At 70.4% G+C, this 23,760-nt stretch carries 21 protein-coding genes and 2 tRNA genes; 11 read left to right on the forward strand and 12 right to left on the reverse strand.

The features are described 5' to 3' along the window. Positions 1 to 109 precede the first annotated feature (109 nt). Both U9J66_RS11190 and U9J66_RS11195 read left to right on the forward strand, forming a co-directional pair. A tRNA-Met gene (locus U9J66_RS11190) sits at positions 110 to 186 on the forward strand. Between the two features lie 214 nt (positions 187 to 400). Further along, positions 401 to 477: transfer RNA gene (locus U9J66_RS11195), tRNA-Met, on the forward strand. A 116-nt stretch (positions 478 to 593) separates the two neighbouring features. On the opposite strand, the gene U9J66_RS11200 is transcribed toward U9J66_RS11195, so the two are convergent. The 5 genes from U9J66_RS11200 to hisN form a co-directional block, all read right to left on the reverse strand. Beyond that, the gene (locus U9J66_RS11200) at positions 594 to 1,313 is read right to left on the reverse strand and encodes an ABC transporter ATP-binding protein (RefSeq protein ID WP_014912314.1); all 720 of its coding nucleotides are present in this window, start codon (positions 1,311 to 1,313) and stop codon (positions 594 to 596) included. Continuing rightward, complete coding sequence (locus U9J66_RS11205) at positions 1,314 to 2,357, reverse strand: peptidase M23 (RefSeq protein WP_161110575.1); 1,044 nt, start codon at positions 2,355 to 2,357, stop codon at positions 1,314 to 1,316. It abuts the gene before it with no gap. An 8-nt stretch (positions 2,358 to 2,365) separates the two neighbouring features. After that, the gene (locus U9J66_RS11210) at positions 2,366 to 3,619 is read right to left on the reverse strand and encodes an ABC transporter permease (protein ID WP_326337632.1); all 1,254 of its coding nucleotides are present in this window, start codon (positions 3,617 to 3,619) and stop codon (positions 2,366 to 2,368) included. Between the two features lie 197 nt (positions 3,620 to 3,816). Next, positions 3,817 to 4,344: a hypothetical protein gene (locus tag U9J66_RS11215; RefSeq protein ID WP_326337633.1), complete on the reverse strand. Its 528-nt coding sequence runs from the start codon at positions 4,342 to 4,344 to the stop codon at positions 3,817 to 3,819. 61 nt (positions 4,345 to 4,405) lie between these two features. Beyond that, positions 4,406 to 5,212: a histidinol-phosphatase gene (gene hisN, locus U9J66_RS11220; RefSeq protein ID WP_161110573.1), complete on the reverse strand. Its 807-nt coding sequence runs from the start codon at positions 5,210 to 5,212 to the stop codon at positions 4,406 to 4,408. Between the two features lie 195 nt (positions 5,213 to 5,407). Here hisN and U9J66_RS11225 point away from each other — a divergent pair, with 195 nt between their 5' ends. Continuing rightward, a complete protein-coding gene (locus tag U9J66_RS11225) occupies positions 5,408 to 5,998 on the forward strand; it encodes a TetR family transcriptional regulator (protein ID WP_326337635.1) in 591 nt (196 codons plus the stop codon). A 171-nt stretch (positions 5,999 to 6,169) separates the two neighbouring features. Here U9J66_RS11225 and rsgA read toward each other — a convergent pair whose 3' ends face one another. Further along, positions 6,170 to 7,195, reverse strand: a complete 1,026-nt coding sequence (rsgA, locus tag U9J66_RS11230) for a ribosome small subunit-dependent GTPase A (protein ID WP_014910152.1) — start codon at positions 7,193 to 7,195, stop codon at positions 6,170 to 6,172. After that, positions 7,192 to 8,526: a 3-phosphoshikimate 1-carboxyvinyltransferase gene (gene aroA, locus U9J66_RS11235; RefSeq protein WP_161110571.1), complete on the reverse strand. Its 1,335-nt coding sequence runs from the start codon at positions 8,524 to 8,526 to the stop codon at positions 7,192 to 7,194. Before aroA ends, rsgA begins: the two co-directional genes overlap by 4 nt. Positions 8,527 to 8,646: 120 nt before the next feature. Here aroA and U9J66_RS11240 point away from each other — a divergent pair, with 120 nt between their 5' ends. Beyond that, positions 8,647 to 9,819 (forward strand): cysteine desulfurase family protein, encoded by a 1,173-nt coding sequence (locus tag U9J66_RS11240; RefSeq protein ID WP_017533496.1) that lies wholly within the window; start codon positions 8,647 to 8,649, stop codon positions 9,817 to 9,819. 66 nt (positions 9,820 to 9,885) lie between these two features. On the opposite strand, the gene U9J66_RS11245 is transcribed toward U9J66_RS11240, so the two are convergent. Next, positions 9,886 to 10,554 (reverse strand): peptidylprolyl isomerase, encoded by a 669-nt coding sequence (locus U9J66_RS11245; RefSeq protein WP_161110570.1) that lies wholly within the window; start codon positions 10,552 to 10,554, stop codon positions 9,886 to 9,888. 103 nt (positions 10,555 to 10,657) lie between these two features. Then, the gene (locus tag U9J66_RS11250) at positions 10,658 to 11,104 is read right to left on the reverse strand and encodes a PLD nuclease N-terminal domain-containing protein (protein WP_014912790.1); all 447 of its coding nucleotides are present in this window, start codon (positions 11,102 to 11,104) and stop codon (positions 10,658 to 10,660) included. A gap of 204 nt (positions 11,105 to 11,308) precedes the next feature. On the opposite strand from U9J66_RS11250, the gene U9J66_RS11255 reads away from it, so the two are divergent. The 3 genes from U9J66_RS11255 to U9J66_RS11265 all read left to right on the forward strand — a co-directional run bounded on the left by U9J66_RS11255 (position 11,309) and on the right by U9J66_RS11265 (position 13,783). Next, positions 11,309 to 12,127, forward strand: coding sequence for a helix-turn-helix domain-containing protein (locus tag U9J66_RS11255; protein ID WP_014911076.1), 819 nt, complete (start codon positions 11,309 to 11,311; stop codon positions 12,125 to 12,127). Between the two features lie 78 nt (positions 12,128 to 12,205). Further along, a complete protein-coding gene (locus U9J66_RS11260) occupies positions 12,206 to 13,420 on the forward strand; it encodes an amidohydrolase (protein ID WP_326337637.1) in 1,215 nt (404 codons plus the stop codon). Between the two features lie 225 nt (positions 13,421 to 13,645). Further along, positions 13,646 to 13,783 carry a hypothetical protein gene (locus U9J66_RS11265; RefSeq protein ID WP_014908672.1) on the forward strand — a complete coding sequence of 46 codons (138 nt, stop codon included), beginning with the start codon at positions 13,646 to 13,648 and terminating at the stop codon, positions 13,781 to 13,783. Between the two features lie 39 nt (positions 13,784 to 13,822). On the opposite strand, the gene U9J66_RS11270 is transcribed toward U9J66_RS11265, so the two are convergent. Both U9J66_RS11270 and U9J66_RS11275 read right to left on the reverse strand, forming a co-directional pair. Next, positions 13,823 to 14,767 carry a DUF3592 domain-containing protein gene (locus U9J66_RS11270; protein WP_017533499.1) on the reverse strand — a complete coding sequence of 315 codons (945 nt, stop codon included), beginning with the start codon at positions 14,765 to 14,767 and terminating at the stop codon, positions 13,823 to 13,825. A gap of 74 nt (positions 14,768 to 14,841) precedes the next feature. Then, positions 14,842 to 15,639 carry a TIGR03089 family protein gene (locus U9J66_RS11275; RefSeq protein ID WP_326337638.1) on the reverse strand — a complete coding sequence of 266 codons (798 nt, stop codon included), beginning with the start codon at positions 15,637 to 15,639 and terminating at the stop codon, positions 14,842 to 14,844. Positions 15,640 to 15,774: 135 nt separating this feature from the next. Here U9J66_RS11275 and U9J66_RS11280 point away from each other — a divergent pair, with 135 nt between their 5' ends. The 3 genes from U9J66_RS11280 to U9J66_RS11290 all read left to right on the forward strand — a co-directional run bounded on the left by U9J66_RS11280 (position 15,775) and on the right by U9J66_RS11290 (position 19,926). Further along, entirely contained in the window at positions 15,775 to 17,817 is a 2,043-nt protein-coding gene (locus tag U9J66_RS11280) for a hypothetical protein (RefSeq protein ID WP_326337639.1), read from the forward strand. Positions 17,818 to 17,890: 73 nt separating this feature from the next. Continuing rightward, on the forward strand, positions 17,891 to 18,811 hold the full coding sequence (locus U9J66_RS11285; protein ID WP_014913525.1) for a glycosyltransferase family 2 protein: 921 nt from the start codon (positions 17,891 to 17,893) through the stop codon (positions 18,809 to 18,811). After that, a complete protein-coding gene (locus tag U9J66_RS11290) occupies positions 18,808 to 19,926 on the forward strand; it encodes a glycosyltransferase family 4 protein (RefSeq protein ID WP_326337640.1) in 1,119 nt (372 codons plus the stop codon). Before U9J66_RS11285 ends, U9J66_RS11290 begins: the two co-directional genes overlap by 4 nt. A gap of 23 nt (positions 19,927 to 19,949) precedes the next feature. On the opposite strand, the gene U9J66_RS11295 is transcribed toward U9J66_RS11290, so the two are convergent. After that, the gene (locus U9J66_RS11295; RefSeq protein ID WP_042283083.1) at positions 19,950 to 20,900 is read right to left on the reverse strand and encodes a lysylphosphatidylglycerol synthase domain-containing protein; all 951 of its coding nucleotides are present in this window, start codon (positions 20,898 to 20,900) and stop codon (positions 19,950 to 19,952) included. Between the two features lie 144 nt (positions 20,901 to 21,044). On the opposite strand from U9J66_RS11295, the gene U9J66_RS11300 reads away from it, so the two are divergent. After that, positions 21,045 to 23,678 (forward strand): bifunctional FO biosynthesis protein CofGH, encoded by a 2,634-nt coding sequence (locus U9J66_RS11300; RefSeq protein WP_326337641.1) that lies wholly within the window; start codon positions 21,045 to 21,047, stop codon positions 23,676 to 23,678. Positions 23,679 to 23,760: the final 82 nt, after the last annotated feature.

The following is a 23,760-nucleotide window of genomic DNA, read 5'->3' on the forward strand; positions in this document are numbered from 1 at the left end:
GCGGGATCCGGACGGGTCCCGCCCCGCTCTCGTGTCCGGGGTGTCCGGCGTCTCCGGCCGTCGATTTGGCGTTCACCGCGTGGGCACGCTAACGTAGTGAACACAACGACGCGGGGTGGAGCAGTTCGGTAGCTCGCTGGGCTCATAACCCAGAGGTCGCAGGTTCAAATCCTGTCCCCGCTACCAGGTTCGGACCCGGGAGAAATCCCGGGTCCGGTACTTTTTCCGACTTTTCACCCCGGTGAAAATCGGAAATGTCCTTCCGGGGTTTTCCACACGGTGGGATGAGGGTCGAGATCGAGTGATCGATCGAGGTCGGGTGGGTTCTCCACCGGTTCGGCGGAAGTCGGAACGGATTTGCCACCCGAGAGTGAATGCCCTAAAGTGGAGAACACAACGACGCGGGGTGGAGCAGTTCGGTAGCTCGCTGGGCTCATAACCCAGAGGTCGCAGGTTCAAATCCTGTCCCCGCTACCAGGAAAAGCGCCGGTCGGAGAAATCCGACCGGCGCTTTCTCGTGCGCGGATACCTCGAATCCGAGGGGGACCGCGGATCCCGTGCGGACCGGAGGGTCGGTCCGCACGGGATCACGCTCAGCGGGTGCGGCCCTCCACCAGTTCGACGATACGGTCGGCCCGCTCGGCCACCTTCGGGTCGTGGGTCACCACGACCACGGCGGCGTCATGGTCCCGCGCCTGCTCGATCAACTGGTCCATGATCATGGTGCTGCTGGCGGCGTCCAGAGCGCCCGTGGGCTCGTCGGCGAGGATCAGGGCGGGGTCACGACTCAACGCGCGCGCCAAGGCCACACGCTGCTGCTCACCGCCGGAGAGCTGGTGCGGCTGAGAGTGCAGCCGGTGACCCAGCCCCACCGACTCCAGCAGCTCCTTGGCGCGGGCCCGACGACGCAGTAGCGGCACCCCGGAGAGCACCATCGGCACCCCCACGTTGGACAGCGCGGTCCGCCGCTCCAACAGATGGAACTGCTGGAAGACGAAGCCGATCCCGTCACCGCGCAACCGCGACCTCGATCCCTCGCGCAGGCCGGTGGTGTCCACCCCGTCGAAGACGTAGGACCCGCCGCTGGGCCGGTCGAGCAGACCCAGCACGTTCAGCAGCGTGGACTTGCCCGACCCGGACTGCCCGATGATCGCGACGACCTCGCCGCGGGCGACGTCGAAGGTGCAGTCGTGCAGCACGTCGATGCGTTCGCCCGACACCATGAAGTGCCGGGTCAGCCCCTCCACCCGGAGCAGCGGAGAGGCGGGTGAACGCACCGGGGTGGGGAGCAGGTGGGGAGCCTCGAACGACATCTAGCTCTCCTCCGCGATTTCCGGGTCCTCGAAGTCCTCGTCGAAGTCCTCATCGAACTCCTCGTCGAACTCGTCCATGGGCTCCTCGGGGATGTCGAAACGCGGGTCGAGCGGGATCGGGTCCATGACCTTCTCGCCCACGCTCAGACCTTCGGTGACCTCCAGGAAGTTCCCATCGGACAGACCCAGGGAGATCTCACGGACCTCCTCGGAGCCGTCGTCGCCGATCACGATGACCTCGCCCGACTCGGAGTTGCCGCGCACGGCGGTCACCGGGATCACGATGACGTTCTCGGCCTCGCCGGTGCTCACCGACAGCTTGCCCTGCACACCGTCGAAGACGGTCAGGTCGGAGGGGACCCGGCAGGACAGCTCGGAGCCGCCGCCCTCGCCGCCGCCGGTCTCGTCGTCCCCCTCGGAGGAGGAGTCGTTCCCGGCGCCGAGCCCGATGAACTCGCATTCCGCGGCGGGCGGACCCTTGTCGATCTTGAGCATGATCTCGCCCGGGTCGTCGTAGAACCGGTAGAGGTCGTTGGCCGGGACCTGGGCCACCGCCTGGAACTTCCCGCTGGAGACCGTGGCGACCGTGGCCCCGGGCTCCAGCACGTCACCGACCAGGACGTCGTCCAGGCCGGACAGGGTGCCGCTCGCGGGCGCGTACAACGTCACCTCACGAGTGGCCGGGGCGTCCTCCTCCCCGTCTTCACCCTCGACGGCCCCGCCCTCGGCGGGCAGGGAGACGTTGACGACCGGAGCGCCCTTGTCCACGCTCGCGCCGTCGTTCAACCACAGATGGGTGACGGTCCCGCCCTGACGGGCCCGGACCTTCTCCCCGGATTCGGCGCGGACGATGGCGTCCAGCACCAGTACGGAGCTGACCGTCCCCAACTCGACCTCGACCGGCTCTCCGCTCACGTCGGAGGCGGTCCCGATGAAGTCCTCGTCCGAGGGGTCGGCTCCGGACCGCGACAGCAGGAGGTAGCCCGAGCCGACCAGTCCCAGCAAGAGGACGGTGACGGCGCCGACGATGATCCACTTCTTCACTTGTTCTCCTATTCCCGCAGCCCTGCGACGACGGACGCGCGCAGCGCCCGGATCGCGGGGATGATCCCGGCCAAGAGCCCGACGAAGGCGGCGCTGCCCAGACCGACCAGTACGGCCGACGGCGGCACCACCATGGCGATATCGGGGGGCAGCGCGACGAAGTTCCCGATGACGGCCCCCGCGACGGCCACCAGGGCGAACGACAGGAGCAGGGCGATGAGCCCGGCCACCACGGCCACCACGACGGCCTCCATGACCACCGCCACGAACAGGGTGAACCGGCTCGCGCCCAAGGCGCGGTAGGTCGCCAGTTCGCGCCGTCGTTCCCGGACGGTGACCAGCCCGACGTTGAGGACGCCGAGCAGGCCGGTGGTGAGGGTGATGGCGGCGATACCGATCAGACCCCACGACATGATGTCGATGAGCTCCTGGGTCTGCTCCGCGTAGTCGGCCCGATAGATCATGAGGTCGGGGCGGCCGTCGGCGCTCCACCGCCACTTCGCCGACGACAGACGCTCGGTGAACTCCTCACCGTTGTCCATGTCCTCGGCGGCGCTGTCGGCGGGGTCGAGGAGGGCGACGTGGGTGACCCCCAGCTCGCTCTCGCCCGGTGACATGCCGCCGGCCTCGGCGTCCCAGGTGGGGCCGAAGATCATCTCCTCGGTGATCGGGGAACGCAGCAGGTAGGCGCTGTACCAGTCCCCGTCGAAGGCCGACCCTTGAGAGACGCCGACCACGCGCACGTCGATCCAGCGGTCGGTGCCCATCTGGATCTCGGTGCTGTCGCCGATGATGTCCCCGAGCGCCTGGTTCACGACCAGGACCGGGGCCTGGGAGCCCAGGTCGGCCTCGGTGAACCAACGCCCCTGGAGGATGTTGATCCGGCGGATCTCGGCCATGGACACGTCCACGGCCGTGAGGTCGACGTAGTCGAGGGTCTCGTCGCCGTTCCGGAAGACGGCGCTCTGCGCGGGCATCTGGGAGAGCGAGACCTTTTCGGCCCCGGCGCGCGCGATGTCCTCCTCGTAGGCGGCCATGTCGGTGACCGCGGAGAAGGACGTCACCTCCATGGTGGCGGCTCGCCCCGCGTTGGCCTCGCTCTCGGCGGTGGCGTAGCGCTGCCCGAGGTCGCCGGCGGTGACCACGATGATCAGAGCGCCGACACCGACGACGATCCCCGCGCAGGACAGGATGGTCCGGGCCACGTTGGCCCGGGAACCGGCGAAGGCCAGCAGGATCCCGGCGGTGAGGGAACGCAGCATTGGGCCCCTTCCCGTGTGTGTCTGTAGGACCCGGCGCGGCTTCGGCGGCGCCGGGGTGGCCCACGAAGGCGGGCTGACAACAGACCCATCGCGGGACCGAGGGGTTTCGGTTCACTCTGGGAGGATTTTTCTACAGGACCGTTCGAAAGTCCCTTACGCCACGCACGTATCCGAAGGGGCGGGGGCGTGAGCGGCTCTCAGCCGACCTCGAAACCGTCGCAGGTGATACGGGCCCCCTCGGCCGCGTCGGACCAGATCACCGTGTACACGCCGGTCCGGAGCGGGGCGGCGTCGAAGTCGTCGGGGTAGACGAGGCCGGTCCACTCGTCGGAGGCGAGCTCGGCCTCGGCGGTCGCGGTTCCGCCCTCCGGATCGGTGACGGTGGCGAAGACGGTGCCGGAACGCTCGTGGTCGGCGTCGATCAGCCCCAGCTCGACCGAGGCCTCGTCCATGACGGTCTCCCGGGGCGCGTGGCTGCGCCAGAGACCGGGGACCTCGGGGTCGACGGCCGGATCGCAGGAGAAACCGTCCGGTTCGAAGTGGGCCTCGGCCACCCCGAGGCCCGGCATCCGTGTGTCGGCGGAGTCGCGTACGGACTCGGCGATCATCTCGCTGAGTTCCATGGGGCTCTTGCCGTGGCCCTCCGCGCAGGCGGTGGTGGCCAGGAGGAGGGCCGCTCCGCAGAGCACGACCGTACGTGGGAGACGGGTTGTTGTGGTCAGCACACAGCGCACATTACTACTCGACGTGTTCTTTCGAGTGCGGAACGTGCCCGTCGGTGTCGGTTCAGGGGCGGCGCAGCGGGGTGGGGCCCCCGTTGAGCCAGGTCAGGGTCTGCTCGTGCAGGGCCCCGTTGGTGCACACCAGAGGGCCGCCGTCCTCGAAACCCTGCCCTCGCAGAGCACTGGCGCGACCACCGGCCTCCTCCAGGATGATCGGCAGCGGCGCGGCGTCCCACAACGACAGCTCGGGCTCGGCGGCGATGTCCACCACACCCTCCGCGACCATCACGTGCGACCAGAAGTCGCCGTAGGCGCGGGTCCGCCAGACCGAGCGGGTGAGTCCCAGGAACGACTCCAACCGCCCCTGCTCCTCCCAGCCGGTCAGTGAGGAGAAGCTCAGCGACGCGTCCGAGAGTTCGGTGACCTGGGAGACCTGGCAGCGAGTGGCCTTGGAGAGGTTCCGCCCGGCCCACGTGCCCCCGCCCTGTGAGGCCCACCAGCGCCGGTGCAGAGCCGGAGCGGACACGAGGCCGACCACGGGCCGATCGCCCTCGAGCAGGGCGATGAGGGTCGCCCACACCGGGACGCCCCGCACGTAGTTCTTGGTGCCGTCGATGGGATCGATGACCCACACCCGGTTGCTGTTGCCGCTCTTGCCGAACTCCTCGCCGACCACCGCGTCACGGGGACGGGCGCGCGAGAGCACCCCTCGCAGGGTCTCCTCGACCATACGGTCGGCCTCGGTGACCGGGGTCAGGTCGGGTTTGGTGTCCACGACCAGGTCGAGCGAGCGGAAACGCTTCAGCGCGATGTCGTCGGCAGCGTCGGCGAGCACGTGTGCCAGCCGCAGATCATCGTCAAAGGACCCCATGGCGGGTAACGCTACCGTCCCGGGAAGGCTCATGCCCAAAGCGGGGCCGGCGCGTGACCGGAGTGTGATGACCTGTGCCGCGAACGCCTACCCTGCCCTGTGTGCGTCGAATCCGGGGAACGGCGCCCGAAACGGAACACGTGTTCCCGCCCCGCGCCCACCCGAGGGCGGCGGAGCGGATGTGAGGATGAGGCCATGGGGACCGTGAGCGGAGACGGACGCGCGGGAGCGGGTGCCGGCGCCCGGGAACGGCTGCTGGACGCCGCCTACACCGAGGTGCTGGCGGGCCACTGGGGCGGCCGCAGGATGGTCGACATCGCCCGCGCGGCCCGGGTGTCCAGGCAGACCCTCTACAACGTGTTCGGGAGCAAGGAGGGGCTGCTCCAGGCCGTGGTGGTACGCGAGGTCAACGCGCTCATGGACACCGTCGAACGTGTACTGGAGGCCGACGGTCACGATCCAGCGCACGCCGTCGGTCGCACCATCCGCATGGTGCTGCTCGGCGCCCGGGACAACCCGTTGCTGCGGGCCGTGGTCACCGGAGACGACGAACTCCTCCCCGTGCTCACCACCCGCTCCGAACCGCTCCTGGACGCCCTGGGCGAACGGATCCACCGCACCCTGCGCGAACACTGTCCGAACGCCGATCCCTGGGTCGCCGAGACGGTCGCCGACGTCACCCTTCGCCTGCTCGTCTCGTACTCGCTTCAGCCGATCGACCCGGACCTGGCCGCGCGGAGGGTCGAGATGGTCGTGCACGGGATCCTGCCCCCGGTCGACCGCTGACCACGGGCACGGCGACGGGCCGGCGCCCTTGAGACCCGGACCTCCACCTACCTCTGGTGATGGTGAGGGGTCTGTTCCGGGTGGTATCGGCCGGGAGACCAGCGCTCCGGAGAACGGCGCTCGCACGGCTCTCCGGGGCCGGGGCCGCTCGACGCGGCCACCCCGGCGGTGTCAGGGCGTCGGGCTCTGCGGAGCGGGCTCGGAGTCGTCCTCGCCCTCACGACTGGAGAGCAGACGTCTCAGCGAGGCCACCCGGTCCGGGTCGGCCTCGCCCCGATCCAAAGCCGCGCCTATGGCGCAATCGGGGGCGTCGGCCTGGTGGGTGCAGTCGGGCGGACAGTCGGCGGCGAACTCGTCCAGGTCGTGGAAGCCCCGCACGATCTCCTCGGGTCCGATGTGCGCCAGACCGAAGCTGCGCACCCCCGGGGTGTCGATCAGCCAGCCGCCCTCGAACTCCAGCGCCAGTGCCGAGGTGGAGGTGTGCCGGCCTCGACCGGTGACGGCGTTGACATGCCCGACGGCCCGGTCGGTGCCCGGCACCAGCCGGTTGACCAGGGTCGACTTGCCCACACCGGAGGAACCCACGAACACCGTGGTCCTCCCGGCCAGACGCGAACGCAGCTCCTCCAACCCCTCGTCCGGTTCCAGGACCTCGTAGGGCAGCCCCAACGGCCGGTAGATGGCCAACATCTCATCGGGGGAGGCCAGATCGGCCTTGGTCAGACAGAGCAGCGGCTCCAGCCCGGCGGCGTAGGCGGCCACCAGGCAACGGTCCACGAAACGCGGTTGCGGGGCCGGGTCGGCCAGGGCGCAGACGATGGCGAGCTGGTCGGCGTTGGCGACGATCACCCGTTCCACCGGGTCGGTGTCGTCGGCGGTCCTTCGTAGGACGGAGGCGCGTTCGCGCACCCGGACCACCCGGGCCAGGGTGTCGGGTCGGCCGGACAGGTCGCCGACCACGTCCACACGGTCGCCGACCACGATGGAGCCGCGGCCGAGCTCACGGGCCTTCATCGCCACGACGGGGACGCCGTCCACCAGACAGCGGTAGCGCCCACGGTCGACCGCGGTGACCAGGCCCTCACGGGCGTCCTCGTGCTTGGGCCGTTTACGGGTGCGCGGGCGGGAACCGCCCCGGGCCCGCACCCTGATGTCGTCCTCGTCCAGGTGACGCCCACCGCCCCGGGTGCGGCTCATGACAGGACCTCCGCCCACAGGCCGGGGAAGTCGGGCATCGTCTTGCGCGTGGTGGCGATGTTCTCCACCTCCACCCCGGGCACCGCGAGCCCGATCACCGCTCCGGAGGTGGCCATCCGGTGGTCGTCGTAGGAGTGGAAGACCCCGCCGTGCAACGGTCGAGGACGGATCACCAGGCCGTCGGGCAGCTCTTCGACGTCCCCGCCCAGGCGGTTGATCTCGGCGGCCAGGGCGGCGATCCGGTCGGTCTCGTGCCGGCGCAGGTGCGCGATGCCGGTCAGTCGGGAGGGGGAATCGGCCAGGGCCGCCACGGCGGCGATGGTCGGGGTGAGCTCCCCGACGTCGCGCAGGTCGGCGGTGATGCCGTGGATCGCCCCGGTACCGCGCAGGGTCAGGTTCTCGCCCCGGTCACCCGAACGGGAGACCTCGCCGCCCATACGGGTGAACAACTCGCGCAGCACGTCACCGGGCTGGGTGGTGTGCTCCGGCCAGCCCTCGACGGTGACCTCGCCCTTGCTCACGAGGGCCGCCGCCAGGAAGGGCGCCGCGTTGGACAGATCCGGCTCCACGGCGATCTCCGAGACCCGGAGCGGGCCGGGCTCCACCCTCCAGGAGTTCTCACCGGTGGTGACCGCGGCCCCGGCGGCCCGCAGCATCTCCACCGTCATGTCCAGATGCGGCTGGGAGGGCACGGGCGGCCCTTCGTGGCGTACGTGCACCCCCTCGTCGAACCGGGCCCCCGCGAGCAGCAGGGCCGAGACGAACTGGGAGGAACCGGAGGCGTCCAACGTGACCTCGCCGCCGCGCACCGACCCCGTGCCGTGGATGGTCAGCGGCAGGGCACCGCGATCCTCGTCGTCGATACGGGCGCCCAGGGCGCGCAGCGCGCGGAGGAGCTCGTCCACCGGCCGTTCCCGCGCGCGCGGATCGCCGTCGAAGTCCACCCGACCGTCGGCCAGGGCGGCCACCGGTGGGACGAAGCGCATGACGGTTCCGGCGTTGCCCACGTCGATCGAGGCCGGTCCGCGCAGCGGGGCCGGGGTGACGACGAGGTCGGGGGTGTCCGGATCGTCGGAGGGGACCTCCTCGACCCGCGTGCCGAGCGCGCGCAGGGCGCCCACCATCAGCTCGCTGTCCCGGCTCACCAGGGGGCGGCGTACCGCGCAGGGCCCTTCCGCGAGCGCGGCGATGATCAGGGCCCGGTTGGTCACGGACTTGGAACCGGGCAGGCGGACACGGGCCCGTACCGGGCTGTCCGCGCGAGGCGCGGGCCAGTGCTCCCCGGCGGGGACGTCGGTCGGTCGGGGAGGCGTGGGCACGGAGTCAGGCATGACACAAGGTTATCGGGCCGGGGCGGCCGGTGCCGGAACGGAGACCGACCTGTGGAAAAGCCCGGGCCCGGGGGCCGGGGCCCGAAGCCCCCGGGCGCCGGACGTATCCTGGAATGCGCCATGGTGTATCTGGATCACGCAGCCACGACCGAGGTCCGCCCCGAGGTGATCGCCGATGTGGCGGCGCAGCTCGGTGCCCTCGGCAATCCCTCCTCACTCCACGCGCACGGCCGGTCCGCCCGCCGTGTCGTCGAGGAGTCCCGAGAACACATCGCCGACGCGGTGGGCGCCACCCCGCACGAGGTCGTCTTCACCGCCGGCGGGACCGAGTCGAACAACATCGCGATCAAGGGCCTCTACTGGGCCCGGCACGCCGAGGACCCCGCCAGGACCCGGATCCTCATCGGCGCCGTGGAACACCACGCCGCCCTCGACCCCGCCCGCTGGATGGCCGACCACCAAGGGGCCCTCTGCGAAGAGCTCCCCGTGGACGCCCGGGGCCGGGTGGAACCCGACGTGCTGCGCGCCGCCATCGAACGCGACCCCGCGTCCGTCGCCCTGGTGTCGGTGATGTGGGCCAACAACGAGATCGGCACCCTGCAACCGGTTCGAGAACTGGCCGCCGTCGCCGCCGAGTACGGGGTGCCCTTCCACACCGACGCGGTCCAGGCGATCGGCGTCGAAGAGGTCGACTTCGCCGCGTCCGGGGTCGGCGCGCTGACCTTGAGCGGCCACAAACTCGGCGGCCCGGTGGGGACCGGAGCCCTCGTGGTGGCCCGAGGCCTCGCCCCGACCCCCGTCCTGCACGGGGGAGGCCAGGAACGCGACATCCGCTCCGGCACCCTCTCCGCGCCCCTCACCCGAGGCCTGGCCACCGCCGTACGCCTCGCCGTCGAGGGCCGCGAGAAACACGTCGCGCACCTGAAAGAGCTCCGCGACGAACTGGAGGACCGGGTACGCCGAGTCGTGCCCGACGTGGTCGTCAACGGCGACCTCGACCGCCGGCTGCCGGGGATCTCCCACCTGTCCTTCCCCGGATGCGAGGGCGACGCCCTGCTCATGCTCCTCGACGCCCGCGGCGTCTCCTGCTCGACCGGCTCGGCCTGCTCGGCCGGGGTGGCCCAGCCCAGCCACGTGCTGCTGGCCACGGGCGCCGCCCCCGAGACCGCGCTCAGCAGCCTGCGCCTGTCCCTCGGACGGACCTCCACCCGAGAGGACATCGACCGGCTCGTCGAGGAGATCGGACCCGCCGTCGAACGCGCCCGCGCGGCCATGGCCAAACGCCGACGCTGAAGGTAGGAGACCGCGGACCGGCCCCACTCCAGGGGGTGCCGGCCCTGGTCTCGGGCGGGGCCTCGGCTAGCCGGCGCGCTGGACGGTGATCGACTCCAGGACGATGTCGTCGGTGGGGCGGTCGTTGCCGTCGGTCTCGACGGTGGAGATCTCGTTCACGATCTCCAGCGACTCCTCGTCCGCGACCTTGCCGAAGATGGTGTGCATGTTGTTCAGGTGCGGGGTGGGGGCGACCGTGATGAAGAACTGGGAGCCGTTCGTGCCCGGGCCGGAGTTGGCCATGGCGAGGATCCCGGGGTCGTCGAAGGTCAGACCGGACTCGAACTCGTCCTGGAACTGGTAGCCGGGACCGCCCCGACCGCTGCCCTGCGGGTCTCCGCCCTGGACCATGAAGTCCTGGATGACCCGGTGGAAGATCGTGCCGTCGTAGAACTCGTCCGCGCCGGTCTCGGGGTTGGTCGCCAGATCGCCCTCGGCCAGACCCACGAAGTTGGCCACGGTGATGGGGGCCTCTTCGGGGTACAGCTCCACCTCGATGTCGCCCGCGCTGGTGTGCAGCACGGCGCCCTCGACGCCGTCGATGTCCACTTCGGCGGGGAGCGGCGACTCATCGGGGGCGGCGGGGGTCTCCGCGTCCGGAGCGGCGTCGGAGTCGTTCTCCGACGAGCCGCAGGCGGCGGTGGCGAACAGAGCGGTACAGGCGAGGATCGAGACCGGCAGGGTCAAGCGGTTCATCGGTTCACTTCCGAGGTCGGATGCGCGGCGGGGGCGGCACACAGATTACTGCGAATCGGTAGAGGCGAGAGCTTCGGGGGTAGGGCCGAAACCCGGACATCTCTCATACGGAGGGTCCGGTCGGGTCCTCGTCACCGTCCCGTTCACGACGGTCCGATCCCTGTTCACGTCGCTCGCGCTCACGACGCTCGCGCTCCTCACGCTCCTGGAACTCGCGGGCCCGACGGCGCTGCTCCTCCGCGCGTTCACGGCAGCGACGCAGGAACTCCTCGTCCTCCTCCGGGGTGGCGGCCCGGGCCCGCCCGGGGTGCTCGTATTCGGGGAAGGGGGAGGGCGGCCCCACCGGTCCGTTCACGGCGGGCTCACGGGGCGGACGGCCGAGCAGGAACCACGCTATGGCGCCGATCTTGGGGAGGAGCAGGACGATCACGGCCCAGGCGGGTTTGGGGAGGAGCCGGATCCGTTCCGCGTCGGACCCGATGACGTCGAAGAGCACGTACACCCAGAACGCCAGCGACATCAGTGTGAGGAAGAGGGCGAGGTAGACCAACGGACCTTCCAATCGGGGGAAACACTCGACAGGCTAGGGCGACATCGCCGACTTTGTCCTGACTTGTCAAGGATGGCCGCACCCGCCTCGTCGCTTGACCATTCACCCCGAGCCAAGAGAAGGTCGTCTCCAAGGGGCCGGGGTGTCGCACCGAGGGTATGTCACGCCACGCCCCTCGAGGCGTCGGCGAGAACGGGAGAGGTTATGGGTATGAACTCCGCGTTGCCTTCGGCGATGTGGCTCCCCTTCGGGGCGCGGATGTTGCGTGCCCGCTCCGACCGGGGGCTCTCTCGCGCCGAACTGGCCGAGAGCGTCGGGGTCACCGACGACAAGCTCCGCGAGGTCGAGGACGCGCACTGCCGACCCGCCCGCTCCCTGGTCGAACGGGTCGACACGGCCCTGGGCGCCGAACACCGCCTGGTCGACGCCTGGGCGATCACGCTCCAGGCCGAGGCCTTCCCGAACGAGTTCGGGGACATGTGCGAACTCGGTACGCACGCCACACGCCTGTGGGAGCACCAGCCGATGACGGTCCCGGCCTTCCTGCGGACCCGGGAGTACTCGCGGGCGATCCTGGAACCGCTCTACTCCCATGTGGGCCCGGAGGAGATCGAGGCCCTCGTGGACGACGAGATGGCCGACAGGGCGGCGATGACCGGCCCGGACGGTCCGGAACTGCGGGTGGTCCTCAACGAGTCGGTGCTCCAACGCCCCCAGGGCGGTCCCCAGGTCCTCAACGAGCAGCGCGCCTTCCTCGCCGATCTGATCAAGGCGGGCATCGTCAGCCTCGCGATCATCCCCGAGGAGACGCCCTCGCACCCGGGATTGGGCGGGGCCTTCCGGATGATGGAGTTCGCCGACCGACCCAGCATGGTCTACGCCTTCGCCGCTCAAGGAGGCGAGCTCACCGGGGACAGCGAGGACGTCGGCCACTGCCGGATGGTGCGCGACGCCATCGAGGAGGCCTGTGTCGACCTCACCCCCGAGTCCGAGCTCCTCTGCGGGCACCCCTCCGCCGAGTGACACCGGGCGCGGGTCGTTGACCGATCGGTGCCGGAAAGGTCTTGGGGGTGTGTCCGGGGATGGGTTAGGTTGCCCGCCATGGATATCGCTATCACCTCCGGATACGTCGTGCCCGTCGTGGGAGACCCCATCGAGGGCGGGACGGTCCTCATCTCGGACGGGCGGATCACCGCGGTGGGCGCCGCCGACGAGGTCACCGTGCCCGAGGGCGTCGAGGTCGTCGACGCCGCCGGCAAGTGGGTCCTGCCCGGCTTCGTCGAGGCCCACGGCCACGTCGGAATCCACGAGGAGACCATCGGTTGGGCCGGTGACGACACCAATGAGATGACCGACCCCAACGGTGCCCGTATGCGGGCGATCGACGCGATCAACCCCGCCGACCAGGGTTTCGTCGACGCTCTCTCGGGTGGTGTCACCAGTTCCGTGATCAAGCCCGGTTCGGGCAACCCCATCGGCGGCCGGACCGTCGCCATCAAGATGTGGGGCCGCAGCATGGAGGACCGGCTGCTCAAGGAGCCGGCCAGCGTCAAGAGCGCCCTGGGCGAGAACCCCAAGCGCGTCTACGGCGACAAGAACACACTCCCCTCCACCCGCCAGGGTGTGGCCGCGGTCATCCGTGACGCCTTCACCAAGGCGCAGGACTACAAGGCCAAGCGCGACCACGCCCGGAGCGAGGGGACCCCCTTCGACCGGGACAACACCCTGGAGACCCTCGTCCAGGTACTCGACGGCGATGTCCCCTGGTGCCAGCACGTGCACCGCGCCGACGACATGCACACCGCGATGCGGCTGGCCGACGAGTTCGGCTACCGGCTCATCATCAACCACTGCACCGAGGGCCACCTGTTGGCGGACGAGATCGCCGCACGCGAGATCCCGGTCATCACCGGACCGTTGATGACCAGCCGCTCCAAGGTCGAGGTCGGCAACCGTACGCTGGCCGGTCCCGGGATCCTGGACCGGGCGGGCGTCAAGGTCGCCCTGACCACCGACGCCCCGGTCATCCCCATCGAATACCTCGTCTACCAGGCGATCCTGTGCGTCAAGGAGGGCATGGACCGCGACTCCGCGATCCGCGCGCTCACGATCAACCCCGCCGAGATCATGGGCCTGGACGACCGCGTGGGCTCGTTGAAGCCGGGTCTGGACGCCGACGTGGTGGTCTGGTCGGGAGATCCGCTCGACATCATGAGTCGCGCTCTGCGGGTGTTCGTCGGCGGCCGTGAGGTGTACACCTACGACGAGGAACGACGCGAGGGTAAGGCGGCCGACCCCTACTACAGGGAGGCCTGACCCGCGCGAACCCGACGGCCCGTAGCGCTCCACCGGTCGTTCGGACCTCGGGCCCGCCTCGCTCCGTGAGGGGTGTCTAAGGACCCCCGACGCCGCGACGCCTCCTCTAAGGAGGGTCGCGGCGTCGTCGTTCGAGGAACTCTCCCGATGTGCCGCGGGGGTCCTTATCGGAAGTCTGGAGACATCGGGAAGAGGTTTCCCGGTGTGACGGACCGAGGAGGGCCCATGCACCACGATCTCAGCGCTCAGGCGGCCGACCTGTACCGGGTCGAGATGGAACGTCTCGCCCGGGAGGAGCGGATGGCACGGGAGGCGAGGAGGACGGAGCGGGAGAAGGAACGTGAGAAGAGGAGGAGGCGGTGACACCGCGACCCGGTGGCCGGGTTCGGTCGGGAGGGCGGATCAGACCGGGGGCGTCGACCAGAACACGAAGGTCAGCGCCACCCCGAGGACGGTGGACACCAGTCCGATGAAGAACAGCGCGACACTCTTGCCCAGAGCCGCGTTCATGTGGCCGACGAGAGCGTGGTCGGCGGGGTGTTCCGGGTCGTAGCGGACCTGGAGGGGCTGGTCGACCACCGGTTCGAAGGAGCCGCTCGCGACCGGATGACGGTGGTGGACCTCGCGTCCGTCGGCCGCCCGGAAGTGGAGGGTGAACGGGTGGACTCGATAGGTGCGGTGTCGCTCGTTGTTCCCTTTTCGCCGACGTACCTCGGTCCAGGCGTCGGTGACCACCCCGGTCGCCTCCGCGGTGAGTCTCCGCTCTCCGGTACCGCGACGGATCAGGCCGCGGACGGCGAGAACGAGGAATACCGGTCCGAGGACGGCGAACAGGAGCGGGACGAACCTCCCCGCGGCCTCGCCCCCGTTCAGAACGAGGACGCCGACGCCCAGGACGAGGGCCGCGCCGCCCACCGCGTACAGCAGGGGCCACACCGGCGAGGGCGGCTTCGGGAGCCCGTGCGGATACAGGGGATAGAGGCCCTGGGGCGGTAGGGGGAACGCCGCGCGCTCCACCCGGATGTTCAGGGGGTCTCCGGCGGCGTACGTCAGCTCGACCGGGGTGCCCTCGCGTACCAGGTAGCCGTTCAGCCCCGACGCGTCGACGGCCTCCCAACGGCGGCCGTCGCCCCCCTCCACGGTCACGGTCACCCGGTGGCCGTGGGGAGAGCGTTCCAGCGGATGCACGACGGCGATCACTCCGCGAGCGCGAACACCGGATCGGTCCAGCTCTCGTACACGTCGGTTCTCCTTGGAGGCGGCCAAGAAGCCGCGTATCCCCTTATAGAGGAAGGAACCGGCGCATACGAGGATGATGAGGAGAGGTATGAGGGTCGTGTTGTCCACCGGGTCGTTCTAACAGAGCGGACCTATGGGTGGAAAGGTCCGGAACCGGCCATCGCCCCTTTTCGAGGTGCCGGTCAGCTCACTCGCCGGAAGGGGAGATCCTCGTCGAGGCCCTCACCGAACAGGACGGTCACCCGCTCGGCGCTCAGCCTCTTGAGGAAACGCTCCCGCTCGCCCTCGGCCGGGGCGGGCGTCACGACCAAGGGGACACCGGACACCACCGCCGCCAGGAGTACCGAGAGATCCTCGCCCAGGGCGCTCAACGGAGCGTCCGAGGGGACCACGACCGCCAACCGGTCGTCCTCTCCCAGTTTCCACACGCGGGCGCGTTCACGTCCGGCGGCCACCAGTTCGGCCCCGGTGAACGTCCGACCGTTCGATTCCAGAGCGGGCTCCTCGGCGGAGACCCGATAGGCCGGGAAGTGGTCCCCGTGCCCGCGCACCTCCACGGTGTAGTCCGTGACCATCGGCGGGACCTCGCGCATCGGCATCCCGAGGGAATCGAGCGAGGTGCCCACGACCTCCTCGGCGCCCCCGTCCAGAGCCGCGTCCAACCGACCTTCGTCGGTCACCGCGACCTCCGTGCCCGGAGCGACCCCGTCACCGTCCAGCACCACGGCGGCCCCCACCGACCAGGCGGACAGCGCCCACGCCAACGACTGCCAGTGCACGGGCAGCGCCACCGCGATCCGGTCGCCCGGCTGGGTACCGAACCCGTCCACCAGCATGTTCGAGGTCTTGGAGACCCAGTTGTCGAGGGTCGCCCGCGACAGCTCCACCCGATCGCCGAGATCGTCGTAGGAGGTCACGAACGGGCGGGAGGGCTCGGAGGCGACGAGGGCACGCCACAGGGGCGCGGGAGAATCGGACATGGGCTCATGCTACTTTCCCGGCGCCCGGACCCGACCCACAAGGCCGAGGTGACCGGGGGTGTGGGTGTTTGTCATGGCCGCTCCGAGAAGGCCGATCGGTGTGCGTACGATGCCGGAAGCTGTCAGAGTTGCCCCATGCGTCTGCTTCCCGGACGGCTCCTCGCCCGCGTGACCGCGCTTCCCGCGATCGCCCTCTCCGCCTGGCTTCTCGTCGCCTTTCCGCTTCTGGTCGGCGGTTGGTTCACCCCGATGATCGGCCTCGTGCTGGGGTTGCCCGCCGTGGTGGCCGCCGGTGCCCTCCTGCCCCGCCTGGTCCCCGACCTGGACGACGTCCCCTGGTGGCCGGTGGTGGCGGTCCTGCTGATCACCGTGGCCTTCGCCGCGGTCCAGATCGCCTACCACGCCGAGGCCCTGGTCATCCGTAGGGATCCCGCGTCCTACGCCATGTACACGACGTGGATCGCCGAATACGGGCACTTGCCCATCCCACAGCAGCGGGAGCTGATCGCGGGGGACGATCCCGCGTTGAGCTACCAGAGCCTGGCGCATTACGAGCGCGACGACGTCATCTGGCCCCAGTTCATGGCCGGAGCGCCCCTGGTGCTCTCGATCGGCTACTGGCTCGGCGGTCTCGACGGCATGCTCGTCACCACCCCGATCCTGGGAGCCCTCGGGGTCCTCACCTTCGCGGGGCTCACCGCGCGTCTGGTCGGAGCGCGCTGGGCGCCCCTGGCCGCCCTGGTACTGGCGATCTGCCTGCCCCAACAGTGGGTCAGCAGGTTCACCTACAGTGAGCCCCTCGCCCAGATCCTCCTGCTCGGCGGGCTGGTGATCGCGTTCGACGCCCTGTCCCGGCGCAGCGCCCTCACGGATCGTTGGAGTGCGGTCCACACCCTCGCGGCCACCGCGGGCGTGGTGTTCGGACTCGGCGTCCTGGTGCGGATCGACGCCATCCGCGATCTGCTCCCGGTCATCGGTTTCATCGGTCTGCTGCTCGTCGCGCGAAGGGGGCAGGCCCTCCCGCTGCTCGGAGGGCTCGTCGTCGGCGTGGTGTACGGGCTCGTCGCGGGATACGGCTATTCACTCCCGTACCTGGAATACCTGTCGGACTCCATGGTCCCGCTGCTCCTCATCAGCGGAGGGGTCGTCTTCGCCACGGTCGTGCTCACCGCGGCCCTGTGGCGCCACGGACCACCGCACACCGAACGCGTCCGATGGCTGCCCGACGCGGTCGCGGGGGTCACCGTCCTGGTGATGCTCGGTTTCGCCGTCCGACCCCTGCTGTGGCCGGACTACGGGCACGGCAGCGACTTCACCGACCAGTGGGTGGCGGCGGTCCAAGGCTTCGAGGGGCTGCCGATCGAGGGCAGCCGCACCTACTACGACATGAGCCTGTACTGGGTGGGCTGGTACGTGGGGCTGGGCGCCGTGCTGTTCGCCTCCCTCGGCGTGGCCCTCGTCCTGAGGCGGCTCGCCCTGCGCCGCGACCTCTGGTGGATGTTGCCCGCCATGCTGTTGGTGTGGACGGTGACCACCACGCTCCTGCGTCCGGCCATCACCCCCGACCACCCCTGGGCCAGTCGACGGCTGATCGTGCTGGTCATCCCGGCGTTCATCCTCTTCGCCCTGTGGTTCCTGGCCAGGCTGACCCGCTACTGCGAGGCGGTCGCCCGCAACACCGGACAGCGGTCCCTCATGCGGTCGCTGCCCCCGGTCGTGGTCGCCGGGGCCGTCGCCTCCCTGCTGGTCCCCACCGCCGCCACCTCGGCCGCGGGGATCATGGGCTACCGCCAGGACGTGGGGACGGTCGCCGAGACGGAACGCCTGTGCGCCTCGCTCCCGCCGAAGGCGTCGGTGCTCGTGGTCGACTCCGGCATGGCGGGTGGTTACATGCCGCTCATCCGCAACGTCTGCGGCGCCCCCACCGCCGCCCTGAACGACCACAGCCCCGAGGCCGTCGAACGAGTGACCGCCGCCGTGTACGAACGTGGCCGCGTCCCCGTGCTCGCCGCACCGGAGTGGGCGACGCTCGACGAGCTCACCGGGAACGGGGCCGAAGCCGAGCGGCACTTCCACGTGATCGCGGACATGGACCCGAGTACGCTCATGACACCCCCGACCGGCTCCTGGGACTTCCAGGGCAGTGTGTGGACCGTCGTCCCACCGGCTCCGGAGTGAACCGCGTTCCCGTTCCCGACGGCGACCGCCGTGCCGGGGACCCGCCACCGACCGCCCCGTCGAGAAGAACCGTATGAGCCACAGCGAAGAGCACACCGACGACCCTTCCGTACGGGTCACGATCGTCCTGCCCTGCTACAACGAGGAAGAGCACGTCGTCGACGAGGTCAAGCGGATCTGCTCGGCCATGGACGCCTCCGGATACGGATACGAACTGCTCGCGGTGGACGACGCCTCCAACGACGGCACCCTGGCCCGGCTGCGCGACGTCGAACACCTCTTCCCGCACATGCGGGTGGTGGCCTTCGGGCACAACGGGGGAGCGGGGACCGTTCGACGCATCGGCAGCCAACGGGCGCGCGGCGAGTACGTCGTGTGGACCGACGCGGACATGAGCTACCCCAACGAGCGCATCCCCGAACTGGTGGCCAGGCTCGACGCCTCCCCGGAGATCGACCAGGTGGTCGGGGCGCGCACCCAGGAGATGGGGACGCACAAGCTGTTGCGGGTCCCGGCCAAGTGGATGATCCGCAAGATCGCCGAACGCCTCACCAACACCAGGATCCCCGACCTCAACTCCGGCCTGCGGGTGTTCCGTAGGGACGTGGCCCGCCCCTACCTGCGACTGCTGCCGCCCGGCTTCTCCTGCGTCACCACGATCACCCTGGCGTTCCTGTCCAACCAGCATCGGGTCGAGTACGTGCCCATCGAGTACGCCAAGCGCGCGGGCACCTCCAAGTTCCACTTCGTGCGCGACGCCTACCGGTACATCCTCCAGGTGCTGCGCATGGTCATGTACTTCAACCCGCTCAAGGTGCTCATGCCGCCCGCGCTGTGGCTCCTGGGGCTGGGGACCGTCAAGTTCGTCTACGACCAGGTACAACAGCCGCTCTACATCCCCAACAACACCGTCATGATCCTCATGACCGGGTTGATCTTCGCGGCGATCGCCTTGTTGGCCGACCTCATCGTGCGTTCCAGGGAGCACCCGTGAACCCGCGGATCACCCTTGTAGGCCCGGCCCACCCCTACAAGGGCGGCGGGGCACGGCACACCACCGAGCTGGCCCATCATCTGGCCGGAGCGGGACACCGGACCCGGATCGAGTCGTGGGCGGCCCAGTACCCCTCGGCGCTCTACCCGGGCGAGCAGACCATCACCGCCCCCGAGGGAGAGCCGTTCGCCGACACCCGCCACGCGCTGGCCTGGTACCGGCCGGACGGCTGGTGGGCCACCGGCCGCCGTCTGGCACGTTCGGAGGACCTGGTGGTGCTCACCCTGTTCTCGCCGGTCCAGGTCCCCGCCTACCTCGGCGTCCTCGCCGGGCTGCGCTCGGTCCGCGGTCGACGGGCCCGGGTGGTGGTGTTGTGCCACAACGTCCTGCCGCACGAACGTCGAGCCGTGGACGTCTCACTCGTCCGCGCTCTGCTGCGCCGGGTCGACGGGGTCCTGACCCACACCGACGAGCAGGCCCACCTCGCCGAGGGGCTGCTGGGCTTCGGGCGGCGCCGTCCTCTGGTCGCGTCGATGCCGCCGCACCTGCCCGAGACCGGTGGGGAGCGGGCGCATCCGGGGGGAGAGGCCGGCGAGCGACGCCACCTGCTGTTCCTCGGGATCGTCCGCCCTTACAAGGGGGTGGACGTGCTGCTGCGGGCCATGGCCGAGGGTGTCCCCGGCGACGTGACCCTCACGGTGGCGGGCGAGTTCTGGGGCGGTTCCGAGGAGACGGTCGCCCTGATCCGGAGACTGGGCCTGGTCGATCGGGTCCATCTGCGCGAGGGGTACGTCCCCGCCGAGGAACTTCCGAAGCTGTTCGCCGAGGCCGACGCGGTGGTCCTGCCCTACCGGGCCGCCACCGCGAGCCAGAACGTGTGGCTGGCCCACGAACACGGGCTCCCGGTCGTCGCGACCCGGGCGGGCGCGCTCGCCGACCACGTCCGGGAAGGGGTGGACGGCCTGTTGTGCGCCCCCGACGACGTCGCCGACCTGGCGCGCGTGTTGGCGGAGTTCTACCGACCGGGTGTCCCCGAGCGCCTGCGCGCCGGGGTGCGTCCGGTGGACGCCGAACCGTACTGGAAGGCCTACATCGAACGCCTCCTGGAGGCCTGAACGGGGCCGGCCGTCGTGAGGCGTCAGGCGCGTTCGGGCTCGGGCTCGGGGGCGGCCGGGGCTCTGGACAGGGCCAGGGACAGTCCGGCCCACCCCACGTCGGCGACGGTCATCACCAGGCGGGAGAGCACCGCCACCACCAGCGCGGCTCCGGCGTCCACCACCGGGGCCAACGCCACCACCAGGACCACCTCGCGCACGCCCAGCCCGGCCGGGGCGAACACCACGAGCAGCCCCAGGGTCCAGGCGAGCGCGTACGCGCCCACCGCGGGTCCGAGCGAACGCAGGGCGTCGCCGCCCACGGCCCAGGTCAACAGCCACACGTGCAGGCCCAGCGGGATCCAGGCGACGAGGGTCCAACCGACCGAGGCCGCCACCGCGCCCCCGCCGATCCGTAGGGGGCCGGCCTCGGCGACCTCGCGGAACCGGGCGAAGGGGCGGGCCGCGACACGAAGCCCCAGCCCCAGGATCCGAGGGTGCAGGCAGGCGAGCAGGACGGGGGCGGCGGCCAGCGCCCACCACCAGCGGCGGGCCGCCTCGACGGAGGACAGCGGCAGCGCCACCGCCGCCACCGCGAGACTCACCGACACCGTCACCGCGATCGCCACCAGGGTCGCCGTGGCTCCGCGGGAGCGGGGCACGTTCCAGTCCCGGGCCAGCTCCACCTGGGCGACGAAGGCCCATACCGACCCGGGAAGGTACTTGCCGAGCTGACCGACGAACATCACCCGCGCGGCGGCGGCACGTGGCAGAGGGGAGCCCAGCCCGGACAGCAGCGACCGCCAGGCGAGCATCTGAGCGGCCAACCCGGCCATGCCGGCCAGGACGGCGGTGGGCGGCACCCAGAGCGGGAGGTCGGTCACGGCCCCGCGCGCCTGGGTCCAGTTGGTGTGCAGCGCCAGCCCCGCGCAGGCGCACACCAGCACGAGCAGGAGAAGGCGGATCCACACGTTGTGTCGCAGCCGAGTCAGCACCCCGCAAGCCTAACCGGCGCGACCCCTCCCTTTCCGTTCGTCCACAGGGCGGATCCGTCCGGTCTCGACGGCCCCGGGATCCGCCCTCGATCCGACGGCGGGTGCGGCTGTCTCCGTGGCGGGGCGGGAACGTAGGGTGCACCTATGAGTGGTGCGAACGAGTCGGATCCCGTCCCCATCCCCACCCCCACGGCATCGTCCATACGCAGGGCGTTGGCCCGTGCCCGAGACGGCAAGACCCTGGACGCCACCGAGGTGGAGACCCTCCTGCACGCGCGAGGAGAGGAACTCGACCGCCTCCTCGAATACGCCGGACGGGTCCGCGACGCGGGCCTGGAGGCCTCCGGCCGAGGCGCCGTGATCACCTATAGCCGCAAGGTGTTCGTCCCCCTCACCCGCCTGTGCCGCGATCGTTGCCACTACTGCACCTTCGCCACGGTCCCCGGCCGCCTCGAAGCCCCCTACATGTCCCCGGACGAGGTTCTGGAGATCGCCCGAAAAGGCGCGGAGATGGGCTGCAAGGAGGTCCTCATCACCCTGGGGGACCGCCCCGAGGACCGGTGGAGGCAGGCGGCGGAGTGGCTCGACTCCCGCGGCTACGACGACACCCTGTCCTACGTCCGGGCCATGGCGATCATGGTGCTGGAGGAGACGGGGCTGCTCCCGCACCTCAACCCGGGTGTGCTCACCTGGTCCGACCTCCAGCGCCTGAAGTCGGTCTCCCCCTCCATGGGCATGATGCTGGAGACCACCTCGCGCCGACTCTTCAGAGAGAAGGGCCAGGCCCACTACGGCAGCCCCGACAAGGATCCGGCCGTCCGGCTGCGCGCCCTGGAGGACGCCGGCCGTTCCAGCGTGCCCTTCACCACCGGCCTCCTATTGGGCATCGGCGAGACGCTCGCCGACCGGGCCGAGTCGATCTTCGCGATGCGCGGGGTCTCCCGCCGCTACGGCGGCGTTCAGGAGATCATCGTGCAGAACTTCCGCGCCAAACCGGACACCGCGATGATGCACCGTCCCGACGCCGAACGGGAGGAGATGGCCGCCACCATCGCCGTCACCCGTCTGGTCATGGGCCCCAAGGCGCACATCCAGGCCCCGCCCAACCTCATCGGCGCCGAGAACGGCGGCGTGGACGAGTACGCGCTCATGATCCGGGCGGGCATCGACGACTGGGGCGGCGTCTCGCCGCTCACCGCGGATCACGTCAACCCCGAACGTCCCTGGCCGCAGATCGACGATCTGGCCGAACGCACCTCCGCCCAGGGCTTCACACTGCGTGAGCGTCTCACCGTCTACCCCGAGTACATCCGGGCCGGTGAGCCCTGGGTCGACCCGCGTCTGCGCGGACACATCGACGCCCTGGTGGATCCGGCCACCGGTCTGGCCCGCGAGGACGCCGTACCGGTGGGCCGCCCCTGGCAGGAGCCGGAGGCGGTCCTGGTCTCCACCGGCCGCACCGACCTGCACACCGGCATCGACTCCGAGGGACGTACCGAGGATCGGCGCGGCGACTTCGACGCGGTCTACGGGGACTGGGACGAGCTCGCCCCCGGGGTCGACCGCCGCGGAGCGGTGCCCCGACGTGCGGACCCGGAGATCGCCGCGGCCCTGCGCAGCGCCGAACGCGATCCGGCGGGGCTCTCCGACGACGAGGCGCTCGCCCTGCTGCACGCCGACGACGACGCCCTGGAAGCCCTCACCGGCCTGGCCGATCGGGTGCGCCGCGACACCGTCGGCGACGACGTCACCTATGTCGTCACCAGGAACATCAACTTCACCAACGTCTGTTACACCGGCTGTCGTTTCTGCGCCTTCGCGCAGCGGCGCACCGACGCCGACGCCTACACGCTCTCGCTCGACCAGGTCGCCGACCGTGCCGAGGAGGCGTGGAAGGCCGGCGCCACCGAGGTGTGCATGCAGGGCGGCATCCACCCGGACCTGCCCGGTACCGCCTACTTCGACATCGCGGCCGCCGTGCGCGAACGCGTACCGGACATGCACATCCACGCCTTCAGCCCGATGGAGGTGGTCAACGGCGCTGCCCGCACCGACCTGCCGATCCGCGAGTGGCTGACCCGGGCACGGGAGGCCGGGCTCGATTCCATCCCTGGCACGGCGGCGGAGATCCTCGACGACGAGGTCCGCTGGATCCTCACCAAGGGCAAGCTGCCCGCGCGCGAGTGGATCGAGGTGATCACCACCGCCCACGACCTGGGGATCCCCACCACCTCCACGATGATGTACGGCCACGTGGACTCCCCCCACCACTGGGTCGCTCACCTCAAGCTGCTGCGCTCCCTTCAGGAACGCTCCCTCGAACACAACGGGCGCCCCGGCTTCACCGAGTTCGTCCTGCTGCCGTTCGTGCACACCAGCGCGCCGATCTACCTGGCCGGCCTGGCCCGCACCGGCCCGACGGTCCGGGAGAACCGGGCGGTCCACGCCCTGGCCCGGCTGCTCCTGCACGGTCGGATCGACAACATCCAGGGCTCGTGGGTCAAGTTGGCCGAGGATACGTTCCGACGGCTGCTCGAGGGTGGGGTCAACGACGCGGGCGGCACCCTCATGGAGGAGACCATCAGCCGTATGGCGGGCTCCGGTCAGGGCTCGTACAAGACGATCAGTGACATCAAGGCGCTGGTGGAGCCGACCGGCCGGCCGCTGCGTCAGCGGACCACCACGTACGGTCCGGTCTCCGAGGAGCGCCTGCGCGCGGCGGAGGCCAGCGACGGCGTCGCCCCCGGCATCCTGCGCCCCCGTCTCCCCCTGGTCTGACCGAGGAGGCGCGAAGAAGGGGCGGGACGCCGGGGGATGGCGTCCCGCCCCTCTGGGGAGGCGGCCCCGGGATGGGAGGAGG

Origin of the sequence: Nocardiopsis sp. LDBS1602, from assembly GCF_035818715.1 — a bacterium.
GTDB lineage: Bacteria > Actinomycetota > Actinomycetes > Streptosporangiales > Streptosporangiaceae > Nocardiopsis > Nocardiopsis alba.